Raw genomic sequence first — 16,313 nt, 5'->3', positions numbered from 1 at the left:
ATGAGCGCGCCTGCCTATGAATCGGCCCTGCTGCGCACCGCGCGCTGGCGGCCCTGGGAGTTCGTGATCTGGGCCGTGGCCTTCGCGTTGCCGCTGGCCATGCCCTCGCATTCGCTGCTGGTCAACGAGATTGCCATCGTCGCGCTGTTCGCGATGTCGCTCGATCTCATCCTTGGCTACACCGGCATCGTGTCGCTCGGCCATGCGGCCTTCTTCGGCTTCGGTGCGTATGCCGCCGCGCTGTTCGCCAAGCTCGTCATGCCCGATCCGACCGTGGGCCTCGTGTTCGCCACCGTGCTGTCGGCCGTGCTGGGCCTCGTGGCCAGCGTAACCATCTTGCGCGGCAGCGACCTCACGCGGTTGATGGTCACGCTCGGCACCGCGCTGCTGCTGCTCGAACTGGCCAACAAGCTCGACTGGCTCACCGGCGGCGCCGACGGCCTGCAGGGCGTGGTCATGGGGCCGGTGCTCGGCCTCTTCGAGTTCGACCTCTACGGCCGCACGGCCGCCTGGTACTCGCTGGCCGTGATGCTCGTGCTGTTCCTCGTCATGCGCCGCATCGTGCACTCGCCGTTCGGCGCCACGTTGAAGGCCATCCGCGACAACCGGCTGCGCGCCATGGCCATCGGCATCCCGGTGGTGTCGCGGCTCGCCGTGGTCTACACCGTCGCCGCCGGCATCGCGGGCGCGGCGGGCGCGCTGCTGGCGCAGACCACCGGCTTCGCTTCGCTCGACGTGCTGGCCTTCGACCGCTCGGCCGACGTGCTGCTGATGCTGGTCATCGGCGGCGTGGGCTGGCTTTATGGCGGCGTCACCGGCGCCATCGTCTTCAAGCTGCTGCAGAACTGGCTGTCGTCGGTCACGCCGCAGTACTGGATGTTCTGGATCGGCCTGATCCTCGTGCTGCTGGTGCTCGTGGGGCGCGACCGGCTGCTGAAACCATGGACATGGTTCGGCGCCGGCAAGAAGAAGGGCGGTGCGGCATGACGACCGACACCGTGCTCTCGACCCAGGGCCTCGTGATGCGCTTCGGTGGCATCACGGCCACGAACAACGTCACGATGGAATTGAAACGTGGCGCACGCCACGCGCTCATCGGCCCGAACGGCGCCGGCAAGACCACGCTGATCAACCTGCTGACCGGCGTGCTCACGCCCACCGAAGGCCGCATCTCGCTGCTCGGCGAAGACATCACCACGCTCGCGCCGCACAAGCGCGTGGCGCGCGGGCTGGTGCGCACCTTCCAGATCAACCAGCTCTTCGACTCGATGACGCCGCTGGAAACGCTGGCGCTCGTGGTGTCGCAGCAGAAGGGCATCGCCGCGCAATGGTGGCGACCGCTGGGCGCGGACAAGCGCATCGCCGAGCGGGCAGGGCAATTGCTGGAGCAGTTCCATCTCGCCGACGTGGCGCAGCAGCAGACGAAATTCATGGCCTACGGCAAGCGCCGCCTGCTGGAGATTGCGATTGCGCTGGCCTGCGAGCCGCGCGTGCTGCTGCTCGACGAGCCCGTGGCCGGCGTGCCCGCCGGCGAGCGCGAGGAGCTGCTGCAGACCGTGGCCGCGCTGCCGTCCGATGTGTCGGTGCTGCTCATCGAGCACGACATGGACCTGGTGTTCAGCTTTGCCGACCGCATGACGGTGCTGGTCAACGGCGCGCTGCTGACCGAGGGCGACCCGGAAACCATCGCCAACGACCCGAAGGTCAAAGAGGTCTACCTGGGCCACGGAGAACACGCCCATGTCTGAACTCTTGCGCATCGAAAACCTGAGCGCCGGCTACGGCGAGGCCGTGGTGCTGCACGACGTGGCCTTCACGCTCGGCGAGGGCCAGACGCTCGCGCTGCTGGGCCGCAACGGCACGGGCAAGACCACGCTCATCAACACGCTGGCCGGCGCCACGCGCCAGCACGGCGGCACCATCGCGCTCGGCGGGCAGTCGGCGCTGCACAAGCTGCAGCCGCACCAGCGCGCGGCGGCGGGCATCGGCTGGGTGCCGCAGGAGCGCAACATCTTCAAGTCGCTCACCGTGCACGAGAACCTCACGGCGGTGGAGCGGCCGGGCAAGTGGAACCCGCAGCGCGTCTACGAGATGTTCCCGCGCCTGGCCGAGCGCAAGACCAACCTGGGCACGCAGCTCTCGGGCGGCGAGCAGCAGATGCTGGCCGTGGGCCGCGCGCTGGTGCTCAACCCCAAGCTGCTGCTGCTCGACGAGCCGCTCGAAGGTCTCGCGCCGATCATCGTGGAAGAGCTGCTGCGCGCCATTCGCCGCATCACGCAGGACGAAGGCCTGGCCGCGATCATCGTGGAGCAGCACCCGCAGGCGATCCTCGCGATTTCCGACCAGGCCGTGGTGCTCGACCACGGGACCATCGTGCACACCGACACGGCCGCGGCGCTGCGCGCGCAGCCGGAAGTGCTGGATCGGCTGCTGGGCGTGGCCAGGTAGCAGCGGGCCATGGTGCGATGGCCGCACCCTGTGAGCAGTGATCTTCAAGGAGCGATTGAAAGAGTTTCCGGGCACGTGGGCTTTTTCATGTGCGGACATCACCGCAGACTGCAGGCATCCGAACTCCATGCCGCATGCAGCGCACCGACCCATGAGCACCACGCCCCTCATCAGCATCGCCGTATTGAAAGCCAGGACCGGCCAGCGCGAGGCGTTGCGCGACGCCTTGAGCGCGCTGGTGGCGCCCACGCGGCAAGAGCCCGGCTGCCTCGACTACACCTTGTTCGAGCTGCGCGACGAGCCCGGCAGCTTCTACATGCGCGAGTCGTTCCAGGACCAGGCCGCGCTCGACGCGCACTTCGCCACGCCGTACTTCCAGGCTTTCGAGAAGCGTTTCGACGAACTGCTGGACGCGCCGATCCGGCTGGTGTTCCTGGAGAAGGTCGCCTAGATCGCGCAGCCGTCGGGGCCGCAGGCTTCGGACGCAGTTGCAGCAGGCGTCGGCGCGACGAAGGTCGCGAGTTGCGCCTTCCAGTCGTCCGCACGCCCCAGCCACGGCCCGATGTCGATGCGGCCCGTGCTGCCATCGGCCTGCGCCAGCACGAAGGTCGGAAAGCCCTGGCCGCCCGCGCGCTGCAGCAGGTCGCGGCTTGCGGCGATGTGCTGCGCGGTGGCGTCGCCCGTGTGCTGCGCGAAGGCCGTGGCGAAAGCCTCGGCATCGAAGCCGAGTTCGGCCGCCAGCGCGGCGAGCACGTCGGCTTCCGCGATGCGTTGGCCTTCGACGTAGTGCGCCTGTTGCACGCGGTGCGCCATGTCGAGCCCGCCGCCTTCGCGCAGCGATTCGGCGGCGAGGATGGCGGTGATCGGCGGGGCGGAATCCATCACCGCGCCGCTGTCGCGCAGCAGGCCTTCGAAGTAGGCCTCGCCGAAGGGCTGGCCCGTGAGTTCGGCGATGCGCTTGTCGTGCGGGATCACGTAGTCGCGCCACTGCGGCGTGATGGGGCGGCGGTTGGCGCCGGTCATCATGCCGCCGCCGTGGAACGCGACGCGCAGGCCCGGCACGGTGCGCGCCGCCTCGACCAGCGGCGCGGCGGCGTAGCACCAGCCGCACAGCGGATCGAAGATGTAGTGCAGGGTGGCGGTGCCGCCGTTGTTGTTCGCGTTCACTGCGGCCACTTCATTTCTCCCTTGATGACCTTGGCGCCCAGTTCGAGCGACGAGGCGTCTTCGAGCTTCGGGTAGCGCTGCTTCATGGCGGCGATAAGTGCGGCCGAGTCCTTCGCCTTGGTGGCTTCGGTCTCGAAGGCCTTGAGGTAGTCGCGCGTGAACTTCACCGAGGCCACGGTGTAGGGCGACGAGCCGTCGGCGTTCGGCAGGTAGTGGCCGGGCACCACGGTCTTGGGATGCAGCGCGGCGATGCGGTCGAGGGTCTTGAGCCAGTCGCGGCGCGACTGCACGGTTTGCGTGTCGGCCACCCAGACGTGGATGTTGGCCGACACCGGAATGCCGCCGACCACCGCCTTCAGCGAGGGAATCCACGCGAAGGTGCGCGCGGGCGTGGCGCTGTCGAGTCCGACGACCTGGATCTTCTTGCCTTCGAGCGTGAGGCTGTCGCCGGCCAGCGGCTCGGGCACGACCAGCGCCTGGGGCGCGTTGTCCTTGAGGATCGGGCCCCAGTGCGCGAGCTTGCCGTCCTTCGAGGCCTGGATGGCGGCCACGGTCTGCGGCGTGGCGACGATCTTCGCGTCGGGGAACGCGGCGCGGATCACGTCGAGGCCGAAGTAGTAGTCGGGGTCGCTGTGGCTGATGTAGACCGTGGTCAGCTTCTTGCCGCTGTCCTTGATCTTCTGCACCAGCGCCTGCGCGTCGTTGCGCTGGAACTGGGCGTCGACCAGCACAGCGTCGGTGGCGCCGGCGACCAGCACCGACGACACGGGGAACATCGACTTCGTGCCGGGGTTGTAGACGTCGATCTTCAGCGGCTGCGCGGCCTGGGCGGCGAGGGGCGCGAGCGCAAAAGCGGCGGACAGGGCGGCGGCGGCAACGAGGGTTCTGCGGAACATGGCGGTGTCTTTCGGTCGGTGGGTTGGATGGGTGACAGCGTGAACAGACCGGATGTTAGGTTGCGGGAAACGAAACAAAAACCACCGCCAAGAGAATGGATCGTTTCGGATATCGGACGAATCAGGGGGCTTCCGCGCGGTCCGTGGCGCACCGTTCGAGGTGCGCCACCAGCAGCTGCGCCGAGGGCGACAGCGTGGCCTCGCCGCGAAAACAGATCGCGAAACGCCGGCGCGCCCAGTCGTCAGTGAGCGGCATCAGCCGCAGCCCGAAGGCCTCGGTGAAGGGCCGGGCGACTTCCGCCGGCACCACGCTGATGGCCAACCCCGCGCGTACCACGCGCAGCGCCGCGTCGAAGTTGGACACCAGCACGCGGTACACGAGCGGCTTGCCGGCCACGGCCGCTTCGCGCGCGAGCATCAGCTGCACGGCGCTCAGCGCGGGCATGCCGACGAATTCGTGATCGAGCACTTGCTCGAAGCGCACCGCGTCGTGGCGCGCCACAGGGTGCGACGGGTGCGCGACGATTGCGAGGTGGTCCGAGCGGTAGTCGCGCCGCTCCAGCCCGTCGAGGTCGGCCGCGTCCCAGCACAGGCCGATGGATGCCACGCCGTCGCGGATGCCGCGCACGATCTCGGGGCTCACGCGTTCTTCCATGTCGACGCGGATGTTGCGGTGCGCCGGGTCTTGCAGAAAGCCGGCCACGTCCTCGGCCAGCGACTCGGCCATGACCGAGGCCGAAGCCAGGATGCGCACATGCCCGCGCGCGCCGCCCGCATACGCGGCCATGTCGCGCTCGATGCGGGTGGCGCTGCCGAGCATGGCGCGTGCGTGTTCGAGCAGCGTTTCGCCGGCCGGCGTCGGCACCACGCCGCGGCGCTTGCGCAGCAGCAGCGGCGTGCCGACCGTGTCTTCGAGCTGCGCGAGGCGCTTGCTGATCGCCGAGCCGACGATGTTCGCTTGCTCGCCCGCACGCGCGATGCTGCGGCTTTCGCAGACGGCGACGAACAGGCGCAGGGTGGTCAGGTCGAGGTCTCTCATGAAGTTCCGATCAGGAAGCGAATGGCTTCCAAAATATACCTTCAGGACTGAATCGGAACTTCTACGATGGGCGCCATTCCCCCACGACGGAGACAAAACTTGATTCACGCCTTCCTGCCGCCGCGCGCGGTCGTCCGCGAAGTGGGCCTGCGCGACGGGCTGCAAAGCATCGCCCGCGTGCTGCCCACGGCGCACAAGCTCGAATGGATTCGCGACGCGCACGCGGCCGGCCAGCGCGAGATCGAGGTCGGCTCCTTCGTGCCGGCGCACCTGCTGCCGCAGCTGGCCGACACGGCCGAGTTGCTGGCGTATGCGAAGACGCTGCCGGGCCTGTTCGCCTCGGTGCTCGTGCCCAACCTCAAGGGCGCCGAACGCGCCATCGCCGGCGAGGCCGACCTGATGGTGGTGCCGCTGTCGGCCAGCCACGCGCACAGCCTGGCCAACCTGCGCAAGACGCCCGACGAAGTGGTGGCCGAGGTCGGGCGCATGCGCGCGGCGCGCGATGCGGCGGGTTCGAAGACGCTGATCGACGGCGGCGTGGGCACGGCGTTCGGTTGCACGATCCAGGGCCATGTCGACCCCGACGAAGTGCTGCGATTGATGCAGGCGCTGCTCGATGCCGGCGCCGACCGCGTGAGCCTCGCCGACACGGTGGGCTACGCCGATCCGGCCATGGTGCGCAGCCTGTTCGAGCGCGCGTTGCGCATCGCGGGCGACCGCCTGTGGTGCGGCCATTTCCACGACACGCGCGGGCTGGGGCTCGCGAATGCGTATGCGGCATTGGAGGTCGGCATCACGCGCTTCGATGCGTGCCTGGCCGGCATCGGCGGCTGTCCGCATGCGCCCGGCGCGAGCGGCAATGTCGACACCGAAGACCTCGTCTTCATGCTCGAGAGCATGGGCGTACAGACGGGTGTCGATCTGCCGAAGTTGCTCGATCTGAGGAAGCGTGTGGCCGGTTGGCTCGATGGCGAGACGCTGCAGGGCACGGTCTGGCGCGCGGGCTTTCCGAAGACCTTCGCGCTGGCGGAAGGCGTCGCGGCATGAGCACCGAAGCAAAGCGCCTGCCGCTCGCGGGCATCCGCGTGGTCGAGTTCACGCACATGGTCATGGGGCCGACCTGCGGCATGGTGCTCGCGGACCTGGGCGCGGAAGTCATCAAGGTCGAGCCGATCGAGGGCGACCGCACGCGCCACCTGCTGGGCGCGGGCGCGGGCTTTTTCCCGATGTTCAACCGCAACAAGAAGAGCATCGCGCTCGACCTGCGAAATCCGCAGGGGCTCGAAGCCGCGCTGCGGCTGTGCGCCACGGCCGATGTGGTGGCGCAGAACTTCCGGCCCGGCACGATGGACAAGTACGGCCTGGGTTACGCCGCGCTCGGCAAGCTCAATCCGCGACTCGTGTACGTGAACCACACGGGCTTTCTGCCCGGCCCGTATGAGCACCGCACCGCGCTCGACGAGGTGGTGCAGATGATGGGCGGGCTCGCCTACATGACAGGGCGCCCCGGCGATCCGCTGCGTGCGGGCACGAGCGTGAACGACATCATGGGCGGCATGTTCGGCGCCATCGGCGCCATCGCTGCGCTGATGCAGCGCGCCGAAACCGGCCAGGGCCAGGAGGTGCAGTCGGCGCTGTTCGAGAACAACGTGTTCCTCGTCGGCCAGCACATGCTGCAGTACGCGATCACGGGGCAGGCGGCCGCGCCGATGCCCGAGCGCATCTCGGCCTGGGCGCTGTACGACGTGTTCACCGTGAAGGACGGCGAGCAGATCTTCCTGGCGGCTGTGAGCGATGCGCAATGGAAGACCTTCTGCGATGCGCTGGGCTTCGATGACCTGAAGGCCGACGCCACCTTGCAGACCAACAACGATCGCGTGCGCCTGCGTCCGACGCTGCTGGCTGACCTGCGCGCCCGGCTCGTGGACCGTTCGGCCGCCGAGCTGTCGGCGATCTTCGAGGCGCGTGGCCTGCCGTTCGCGCCGATCACGCGGCCCGAAGACCTGTATGCCGATCCGCACCTGAACGCCACCGGCGGCCTGGCGGACATCCGCTTGCCCGACGGCGAGCGCGCCGGCGAAATGGCGCAGACCACGCTGTTCCCGATCACGCTCGGCGGCGAGCGGCTGGGCGTGCGGCTGCATCCGCCGACGCTGGGCGAACACACGCGCGAGCTGCTGGCCGAACTGGGCTACGAAGGCGCGCAGATCGCGGCGATGCAGGCCGACGCGGCCATCGCCTGATTGCTTCATCACAACAAGACGAGAGACAAGACCATGACCCCGAACTTTTTTCCGATGAACCGCCGCGCGATGCTGGGCCTGGGCGCCAGCGCCGCGGCGCTTGCCGCATGCCCCGCGCTCGCGCAGGGCTCCGACAAACCGATCCGCTTCATCCTGCCGATCAGCGCGGGCTCGGGTGTGGACAACATCGCACGCGCTGCCTCGGTGGCGTTGGGCAAGGCCTTCGGCCAGCCGGTGGTGATCGAGAACCTGCCGGGCGCGGGTGGCATCACCGGCACGTCGGCCATCGTGAAGGCGCCGCCCGACGGGCTCACGCTGGGCATGGTGTCGAACAACCATGTGATCAACCCGAGCGTGTTCAAGAAGATGCCGTTCGATGCGATCAACGACATCACGCCCATCAGCGTGGTCGGCGCCACGCCGCTGGTGCTGATGGTCAACCCCAAGCTGCCCGCGAAGAACGTGAAGGAGCTCGTGGCGCTGCTGCGCGCGAAGCCCGACGGCTACAACTACGCCTCGTCGGGCAACGGCACCATCATCCATCTGGCCGGCGAGATGTTCATGGACGAAGCCGGCGTGAAGGCGCGGCACATTCCGTACAAGGGCACGGGCCCGATGGTGACCGACATGATGGCGGGACAGGTCGAGATCGGCGTGATCGCGCTGCCGGCCGTGCAGCAGCACATCAGGAGCGGCGCGCTGCGCGCCATCGGCGTGTGCGGACCCGCACGCTCGCCGGCCGCGCCGGACATCCCCACGATCGCAGAACAAGGCCTGCCGAACTACGCCGTCGAAGGCTGGTTCGCGGTGATCGGTCCGCCGAAGATGCAGGCCGCCGACATCAAGCGCGCGCACGATGCGGTGGCGGCCGCCTACACCAGCGCCGAGGTGCGCGAGGCGATGGACAAGCAGGGCAACGTCATCAAGCCCACGTCGCCCGAAGAGGCCGCGAGCTACTTCCGCAGCGAGGCTGCGCGCTACGCGGCGCTGGTGAAGAAGGCGAACGTGGTGTTGGAGTGAGGTCTTGCTCCTTCCCCTCCCGGGGGAAGGTTGGGATGGGGGCAAGCGGCCTTCGATGAGGCGACGCGTGGTTGTGGAAGCCGTCGTGCCCCACCCGCCCCTCCCCAGAGTGGGAGGGAGAAACACGGGCGAGTGAAGGTCCGGAGGTCTTGCTCCTTCCTCCCGGGGAAGGTTGGGATGGGGGCAAGCGGCCTTCGATGAGGCGACGCGTGGTTGTGGAAGCCGTCGTGCCCCACCCGGCCCTCCCCGGAAGGGAGAAACACACCCGCGAGGCCTATCAGGCCGGGCTCACCGCGCGGTACAGCGCCCGCACGAAATCCGACTGCGTGATCATCCCCGTCAGCCGCTTCTCTGCATCGATGATCGGAATGTGGTGGTGCCCGCCTTCGGAGAACAGCGGCACCAGCTCGACCACCGGCCGGTCGGCGCTGGCCACGCGCACCTGGCGCGTCATGATCTGGCCGACCACTTCAGGCTTGTTCGAGATCACCGTGCGCGTGGCACGAATCAGATCGCGCAGCCGGCCGGCAATGCCGTCGTGGTGCTGCAGGTCGAGCTGGCGAAAGAAGTCGGCCTGCGTGACGATGCCGACCACGCGGCGCGTGCGGTCGGTGACGGGCAGCGCCTTGATGCGGTGCTGGTGCATGAGCGTCCAGGCCTCTTGCAGCGGCGTGCCGAACTCCACCGAGATCGGCGTGCCCGACATGATGTCGGCGCAGTGCAGCGTGCCCAGGCGGCGCTTGTACGACTCGAGCTCGGTCTGCTGGATGAGCGACTCGAGGTCGTCGCGGCTGATGTCGAGCACCTGGTTGTAGCGCGCCAGCACGGCGTCGATGTCGCTCTGGCTGAAGCGCGCATCGGGCGAGGGCGGGCGTGCCACCTGCACATGCGGATAGCGCCGCCCCGTGAGCGTGTTGTAGGCCACGCCGGCCAGCACCAGCAGCACCGAGTTCACGAGCACCGGGAACAGCGCCGCGGAGAAATCGGTGGTGTGCGTGAGCACCGCCAGCAATGCCGCCGCGCCCCCGGGCGGGTGCAGGCAGCGCGTGAAGAACATCAGGCCGATGGCCAGCGCCACGGCCGCGGCAGCGGCCACCGCGGTGTCGGGAATCCAGCTGGCGCAGGCGATCCCCACCAGCGTCGACAGCGTGTTGCCGCCGATCACCGACCAGGGCTGCGCCAGCGGACTGGCGGGCACGGCAAACACGAGCACGGCGGTGGCGCCCATCGGCGCGACCAGCCACACGGCGTGCTCCAGCGGAACGGCCAGCCAGCGGCACAGCAGGCCGGTGATCAGCAGCCCGATGCCTGCGCCGCCCACGGCGCGCAGGCGCTCGCGCGCGTTGACGTTGGAAGGGCCCGGGAGCCAGGCGCGAAGATAGGTCCACAGTGCGGCGAATCGCATCCCCACGCTCCCCTCAAGCTTCTTCGTGCGCCACCCGGCGCCCGATCTCGGGCCAGCGGTCGTGCAGCCAGACCCAGGCGACCAGTCCGATGACGAGCATCAGCGCCGAGGTCAGCGCCAGCGCGAGCGTGGAGTGCATCACCAGCGGCGCGATGGCACCGGCCACGACGCCGTTGGCGGTGGAGCCGATCACGGCCTGCAATGACGAGGCCATGCCGCGGCGCTCGGGGTGCAGGTCGAGCACCAGCAGCGTGACCACCGGCACCATCAGCGCCCAGCCGAAGGCGAACACCGCGAGCGGCCACACGGCCCACGCCACGTGCGGCACAAAGAAGATGTTGGCCACCACGTTGACCACCGAGGTGACCATCATGATCAGGAAGCCGTCGCGGATCTGCCGCTTGGGCGCGACCTTGCCCGCCATGCGGCCGCTGGCGCGCGCGCCGAGCATGATGCCGCCGATGGTCAGCAGGAAGAACCAGAAGAACTGCTGCGGCTGCAGCGCCAGATGGTCACCCAGGAACGCGGGCGCGGCCAGCACGTAGAGGAACATGCCGTTGAAGGGAACGCCGCTCGCAAAGGCCAGCAGCAGAAAGCGCGGGTCGGAGCACAGGTCGCGGTAGCCGCGCATCAGGTGGCGCACCTGGAACGGCTGGCGGTGGTTCTTGTGCAGCGTCTCGGGCAGCAACTTGTAGTTGGCGACGAACAGTACGACGCCCACGGCCACGAGGAACCAGAAGATCGAGTGCCAGCCCGCATGCACGAACAGGAAGCCGCCCACGATGGGCGCAATGGCCGGCGCCACGCCGAAGTAGATCGTCACCTGGCTCATCACGCGCTGCGCCTCGGCCGGCGGGAACATGTCGCGGATGACGGCGCGGGACACCACGATGCCGGCGCCGGTCGACAGGCCCTGCAGCCCGCGGAACAACACGAGCTGCGTGATGTTCTGCGACAGCGCGCAGCCCAGCGAGGCGAGCGTGAACACCGCCAGCCCCCACAGCACCACGGGCCGGCGCCCGAAGCTGTCCGACAGCGCACCGTGGAACAGGTTCATGAACGCGAAGCCGAACAGGTAGGCCGACAGCGTCTGCTGCATCTCGGCCGGCGTCGCGCCGATCGATTTCGCAATGCCCGAGAACGCCGGGATGTAGGTGTCGATGGAGAAGGGCCCGAGCATGCCCAGCACGGCGAGCAGCACGGCAAGCGCCCAGCGCGGGGCCTGCCAGAGTTTGTCTGCGTCGGGATTCATGGAAAGACGGCTCCGTTGTACTTGTTGTGTATGGCGGTGGAAAAAACGAGAACGCCCGCCGCCCGGGTGAGGGGCAAGGCGGGCGCTTGGGCTTCAGCGAACCTGGATTACAGGGTGTCGATGAAGCTGCGCAGCTTGTCGGAGCGCGACGGGTGCTTCAGCTTGCGCAGCGCCTTGGCTTCGATCTGGCGGATGCGCTCGCGGGTCACGTCGAACTGCTTGCCGACTTCTTCCAGCGTGTGGTCGGTGGACATTTCGATGCCGAAACGCATGCGCAGCACCTTGGCTTCGCGCGGCGTGAGCGAGTCGAGGATGTCCTTGACCACGTCGCGCAGGCCGGCTTGCATCGCGGCCTCGATGGGGGCCGTGTTGCTGCTGTCCTCGATGAAGTCGCCCAGGTGCGAATCGTCGTCGTCGCCGATGGGGGTTTCCATCGAGATCGGCTCTTTCGCGATCTTCATGATCTTGCGGATCTTGTCTTCCGGGATCTCCATCTTGGCGGCCAGGATGCCGGCGTCGGGCTCGAAGCCGAACTCCTGCAAATGCTGGCGCGAGATGCGGTTCATCTTGTTGATCGTCTCGATCATGTGCACCGGGATGCGGATGGTGCGCGCCTGGTCGGCGATCGAGCGGGTGATGGCCTGGCGGATCCACCACGTCGCGTACGTCGAGAACTTGTAGCCGCGACGGTATTCGAACTTGTCGACCGCCTTCATGAGGCCGATGTTGCCTTCCTGGATCAGGTCGAGGAACTGCAGGCCGCGGTTGGTGTACTTCTTGGCGATGGAGATCACAAGGCGCAGGTTGGCCTCGATCATTTCCTTCTTGGCATCGCGCGAGGACGATTCGCCCTCGTTCATGCGCTTGTTGATGTCCTTGAGCTCGGTCAGCGGCACCACCACACGCGACTGGATGTCGGTGAGTTTCTGCTGCAGTTCCTGCACCGGCGGGATGTTGCGCGCGAGCACGGCGCTCCAGGGCTTGCCGGCCGCGGCCTGCTTCTCGACCCACTTGAGGTTGAGCAGGTTCGAGGCGATGCGGTTGCCGTTCTTGTCGAAGCCGCTGAAGTCGCGGATGAACTCGTCCTGCGGGAAGCCGCACTTGTCCACGATGATGCGGCGCAGTTCGCGTTCCTTCTTGCGCACGTCGTCCACCTGGGTGCGCACCAGGTCGCACAGCTTCTCGATGGTCTTGGCCGTGAAGCGGATGGTCATGAGCTCGTCGGACACGGCCTGCTGGGCCTTGGTGTACGCCGGCGTGCCGTAGCCTTCCTTCTCGTAGATCTTGTGGATCTTCTCGAACATCTCGGCAATGCGGTCGAAGCGCGCGAGGGCTTCGTTCTTGAGCTCTTCGAGCTTCTTGGTCAGGGCCTTGGAGCCGCCCTTGCCGTCGTCGTCGTCTTCTTCGTCGAATTCGTCGAAGTCTTCTTCGGCCACGTAGTCGTCGGCCTCGTTCGGGTTCGAGAAGCCGTCGACGATGGTCGAGATGACGACCTTGCCTTCGCGGATGGTCGCGGCCATCTCGAGGATCGCGGCGATGGTGGCGGGGGAGGCCGAAATGGCTTCCATCATGGCCATCAGGCCGCCTTCGATGCGCTTGGCGATTTCGATTTCGCCTTCGCGCGTCAGCAGCTCGACCGTGCCCATTTCGCGCATGTACATGCGAACCGGGTCGGTCGTGCGGCCGAATTCGCTGTCCACCGTGGACAGAGCCGCTTCGGCTTCTTCCTCGGCTTCTTCCACCGTGGTGGCGGTGGGCGCGGTGTTGTTCAGCAGCAGGGTTTCGGCGTCGGGCGTCTGCTCGTACACCGCCACGCCCATGTCGTTGAGCATGGTGACCACGACTTCCATGGTCTCGGCGTCGACCAGCTTGTCGGGCAGGTGGTCGGAGATTTCGCCGTGCGTGAGGTAGCCGCGGGTCTTGCCCAGCGTGATCAGGGTCTTCAGGCGCGAGCGGCGCTTGGCCAGGTCTTCTTCGGAGAGCACGGTCTCGTCGAGGCCGAACTCCTTCATCAAGGCGCGTTCCTTCGCCTTGCTGATCTTCATGCGCAGCGGCTTGACCTTCTCTTCGGTGGTCGCGACGGCCACGGGCTCGTCACCGGCCAGGTCTTCCTCGATGTCCGACAGGTCGATGTCGCTCTCGCCGGCTTCCTTGGCGGCCTTGGGCTTGCGCCCGCGCTTGGCGCCGGTGGCGGGCGCAGCTGCAGCGCCGGCGGCCTTGGGCGGACGGCCAACTTTCTTGGCAGCGGGGGCAGCCGTGGCAGTGGCTGCGGCTTTCTTGGGATCGTCGAGAGAGGTCGATTTCGTGGGCACGGGTTTCACTTTCGTTGCGGCTGCCGTTTTGGACGCGGCGGCAGCCGTCTTGGTTGCCGGTTTGGCACCGGCTTTCAACGGTTTCTCTGCTGCGGGCTTGGTGGCGACGCTTTTGACGCTTTTTGCAAGTGAAGGAGCAGGCTTCTTTGAACTGGGCATACGACCTCGTTACGACAAGAAAAGACAAGCGGGATCACAGGCGCGCCATCACGCGGACAGCACCACCAGGCCCGTGCACAGGCACGGACAGAACAATTGGGAAATGAGGACTAAGTCCTCATCAGGCAAGATGTCGGGCGAACATTTGGTATGCAGTCCTTGCGGTTATTGACCCTTTCCGCCGGAATTTACCGTTGGAGTGCGTTGCGCTAGGGGTCGGCCCGGAGGTGCTGCTGTCGCTCTTGCCTAATTTCGCCAGTTGCGAAGCCCTACATTATAGCCTGTTGCGCAAATTTCAAGCAGTATCTGTCCCCGACGCGCGAATGCGGTCTCGCAATTCGAGCCGGCGGGCTTCCAGCGCCTTGTAGCGTTCCAGGGCTTTCGGGTCTTTCCCGACCGAAGCGATGGCCTCGCTCTGCTGGGCCTTCAGGCGGTCGTCGAGCATGAAGTCGAGCACGCTCGCCAGCTCCTTGGCGGCGTCGGCCAAGTGCTGTTCTTCCTCGCCCTCGGGCACCGGCCCGGCCTCCGACACGCTCATGAGGCGTTCGGCCAGCGGTGCGAAATCGAGCCCGCGCAGGCCTTCGCGCAACGCCGCCCAGGGCTGCACGCCGTGCTCGTGCAGCTGGCTGTCCAGCCAGGTGAAGAGGGCGCCGTGCTCGCCGGGCAGGTCGCACAGCATCACGTGCAGCTCGTGCGACAGCGCCTCCCATTGCGCCATGTTCGACAGCACCAGCCGCACGGCCACGTCCGGCCGGCTCGGCGGCTTGCCGCGTCCGCGCAGCGGCTCGATGGGTTCCTCGAACTTGCCGCCCCAGCGCTTGCCCTTGGTGAACTTGCGCGGCTGGAACTTGGGCTTGCTCTCGTTTTGGTAGCGCGGCGGCTCGTAGTCCTGCGTCGGCGGCATGTCCGGGTAGTAGTCGCCGGGGTCGTTTCCGTAGCTGTCGGGTTCGCTGTGGCGCTGCGGGGCCTGCGACGGCGCACCGGCACCCTTGCGGGGGCCGGGCGCGGCGGTGGCCCACAGGTCGGACAGCGCCGCGGCGTCGAGTTGCACCAGCGTGGCGATCTCGCTGAGCAACTGCCGCTTGAGCGCGCCGTCGGGCATGGCGCTCCAAAGCGGGCGCACGTTGCTCGTCATGTGGGCGCGGCCTTCGGCGGAGCTCAGGTCGCAGCCTTCGCGGGCGGCCTCGAGCATGAAGCGCGACAGCGGCGTGGCCTCGGCCACGAAGCCGGCGAAGGCCTCGGCGCCATGGGCGCGGATGTAGCTGTCGGGGTCGTGCTCGGCCGGCAGGAACAGGAACTTGATGCTGCGCGTGTCGGTCGCGTAGGGCAGGGCGCCGTCGAGCGCCTTGCGTGCGGCGCGGCGTCCAGCGGCGTCGCCGTCGAAGCTGAACACCACCGACTCGGTGAAGCGGAAGAGCTTCTGCACATGCTCGGTGGTGCAGGCCGTGCCGAGCGTGGCCACCGCGTTCGGAAAACCGAGCTGGGCCAGCGCGACCACGTCCATGTAGCCCTCGGTGACGAGCGCGTAGCCGCGGTCGCGGAAGGCGGCGCGCGCCTCGTACAGGCCGTAGAGTTCGCGGCCCTTGCTGAAGACGGGCGTCTCGGGCGAGTTCAGGTACTTGGGCTTTTCGTCGCCGAGCACGCGCCCGCCGAAGCCGATGCACTCGCCCTTGACGTTGCGGATCGGGAACATCACGCGGTCACGGAAGCGGTCGTAGCGCTTGGCTTCCTCGTCGCTGAGCTTGCCTTCCTCGTTGTTCACGATCACCAGCCCGCTCTCGGCGAGCAGCGGGTCGTCGTAATCGGGGAACACGCTGGCCAGCGCGCGCCAGCCGGCCGGCGCATAGCCGATGCCGAACTGCTTGGCGACCTCGCCCGAGACGCCGCGGCCCTTGAGGTAGTCGATGGCGCCGGGCGCCTGGCGCAACGCCTTGCGATAGGCGTCACCGGCTTTTTCGAGCACGTCGGTCAGCGTGGCCTGTTTCTGGCGCTGGGTGGCGGCGCGGGCGCGCTCGGCGGGCGAGACGTCGTCCTCGGGCACGACCAGGCCGTACTGGCCGGCCAGGTCGTGCACGGCTTCGACGAAGCCCATGCCCGCGTGTTCCATGAGGAAGCCGATGGCGTTGCCGTGCACGCCGCAACCGAAGCAGTGATAGAACTGCTTGGTCGGGCTGACCGAGAACGAGGGCGACTTCTCGCCGTGGAAGGGGCACAGCCCCATGAAATTGGCGCCGGCCTTCTTGAGCTGGACGTAGCGGCCGACAATTTCGACCACATCGGCGCGCGCGATGAGTTCCTGGATGAATGAAGCGGGGATGGTCATGGCTGCGGGGAGCGGCAAATCATACGCAAGCCGACGGGCGGCATACTGA

Annotated in this window: 13 protein-coding genes and 1 pseudogene; 7 read left to right on the top strand and 7 right to left on the bottom strand. The window is 67.6% G+C overall.

Features of this window, described 5'->3' with window-relative positions; all coding sequences use genetic code 11:
* From GFK26_RS29755 to GFK26_RS29740, 4 genes are all read left to right on the top strand, one after another.
* Positions 1-987 (top strand): branched-chain amino acid ABC transporter permease, encoded by a 987-nt coding sequence (locus tag GFK26_RS29755; protein ID WP_153285126.1) that lies wholly within the window; start codon positions 1-3, stop codon positions 985-987.
* Positions 984-1,748, top strand: coding sequence for an ABC transporter ATP-binding protein (locus GFK26_RS29750; protein WP_153285125.1), 765 nt, complete (start codon positions 984-986; stop codon positions 1,746-1,748). Before GFK26_RS29755 ends, GFK26_RS29750 begins: the two co-directional genes overlap by 4 nt.
* Positions 1,741-2,448 (top strand): ABC transporter ATP-binding protein, encoded by a 708-nt coding sequence (locus GFK26_RS29745; protein WP_153285124.1) that lies wholly within the window; start codon positions 1,741-1,743, stop codon positions 2,446-2,448. The genes GFK26_RS29750 and GFK26_RS29745 overlap by 8 nt, the downstream gene beginning before the upstream one ends.
* A gap of 151 nt (positions 2,449-2,599) precedes the next feature.
* The gene (locus tag GFK26_RS29740) at positions 2,600-2,899 is read left to right on the top strand and encodes a putative quinol monooxygenase (protein WP_153285123.1); all 300 of its coding nucleotides are present in this window, start codon (positions 2,600-2,602) and stop codon (positions 2,897-2,899) included.
* Here the strand turns inward: GFK26_RS29740 and GFK26_RS29735 are convergent.
* From GFK26_RS29735 to GFK26_RS29725, 3 genes and pseudogenes are all read right to left on the bottom strand, one after another.
* Complete coding sequence (locus tag GFK26_RS29735; protein WP_153285122.1) at positions 2,896-3,624, bottom strand: DsbA family protein; 729 nt, start codon at positions 3,622-3,624, stop codon at positions 2,896-2,898. The genes GFK26_RS29740 and GFK26_RS29735 overlap by 4 nt on opposite strands.
* Positions 3,618-4,511: pseudogene (locus GFK26_RS29730) on the bottom strand (MBL fold metallo-hydrolase); the annotation flags it as partial. The gene GFK26_RS29735 and the pseudogene GFK26_RS29730, both read right to left, overlap by 7 nt.
* 121 nt (positions 4,512-4,632) lie before the next feature.
* Positions 4,633-5,550: a LysR family transcriptional regulator gene (locus GFK26_RS29725; RefSeq protein WP_153285120.1), complete on the bottom strand. Its 918-nt coding sequence runs from the start codon at positions 5,548-5,550 to the stop codon at positions 4,633-4,635.
* 99 nt (positions 5,551-5,649) lie between these two features.
* Here GFK26_RS29725 and GFK26_RS29720 point away from each other — a divergent pair, with 99 nt between their 5' ends.
* From GFK26_RS29720 to GFK26_RS29710, 3 genes are read left to right on the top strand one after another with little or no spacing between them, the layout of a single operon-like run.
* Entirely contained in the window at positions 5,650-6,597 is a 948-nt protein-coding gene (locus GFK26_RS29720; RefSeq protein WP_153285119.1) for a hydroxymethylglutaryl-CoA lyase, read from the top strand.
* A complete protein-coding gene (locus GFK26_RS29715; RefSeq protein WP_153285118.1) occupies positions 6,594-7,793 on the top strand; it encodes a CaiB/BaiF CoA transferase family protein in 1,200 nt (399 codons plus the stop codon). Before GFK26_RS29720 ends, GFK26_RS29715 begins: the two co-directional genes overlap by 4 nt.
* 33 nt (positions 7,794-7,826) lie before the next feature.
* Positions 7,827-8,813: a tripartite tricarboxylate transporter substrate binding protein gene (locus GFK26_RS29710; protein ID WP_153285117.1), complete on the top strand. Its 987-nt coding sequence runs from the start codon at positions 7,827-7,829 to the stop codon at positions 8,811-8,813.
* 277 nt (positions 8,814-9,090) lie between these two features.
* Here the strand turns inward: GFK26_RS29710 and GFK26_RS29705 are convergent, their stop codons facing one another.
* The 4 genes from GFK26_RS29705 to dnaG all read right to left on the bottom strand — a co-directional run bounded on the left by GFK26_RS29705 (position 9,091) and on the right by dnaG (position 16,264).
* A complete protein-coding gene (locus tag GFK26_RS29705) occupies positions 9,091-10,218 on the bottom strand; it encodes an HPP family protein (RefSeq protein WP_153285116.1) in 1,128 nt (375 codons plus the stop codon).
* A gap of 13 nt (positions 10,219-10,231) precedes the next feature.
* Positions 10,232-11,470, bottom strand: coding sequence for a multidrug effflux MFS transporter (locus GFK26_RS29700; RefSeq protein ID WP_153285115.1), 1,239 nt, complete (start codon positions 11,468-11,470; stop codon positions 10,232-10,234).
* 107 nt (positions 11,471-11,577) lie between these two features.
* Complete coding sequence (gene rpoD, locus GFK26_RS29695) at positions 11,578-13,941, bottom strand: RNA polymerase sigma factor RpoD (RefSeq protein WP_153285114.1); 2,364 nt, start codon at positions 13,939-13,941, stop codon at positions 11,578-11,580.
* Positions 13,942-14,236: 295 nt separating this feature from the next.
* Positions 14,237-16,264, bottom strand: a complete 2,028-nt coding sequence (gene dnaG / locus GFK26_RS29690; protein ID WP_153285113.1) for a DNA primase — start codon at positions 16,262-16,264, stop codon at positions 14,237-14,239.
* Positions 16,265-16,313: the final 49 nt, after the last annotated feature.

It is taken from the genome of Variovorax paradoxus (assembly GCF_009498455.1).
Lineage (GTDB): Bacteria > Pseudomonadota > Gammaproteobacteria > Burkholderiales > Burkholderiaceae_C > Variovorax > Variovorax paradoxus_H.
This window is presented reverse-complemented; position numbering and strand designations above follow the sequence as displayed.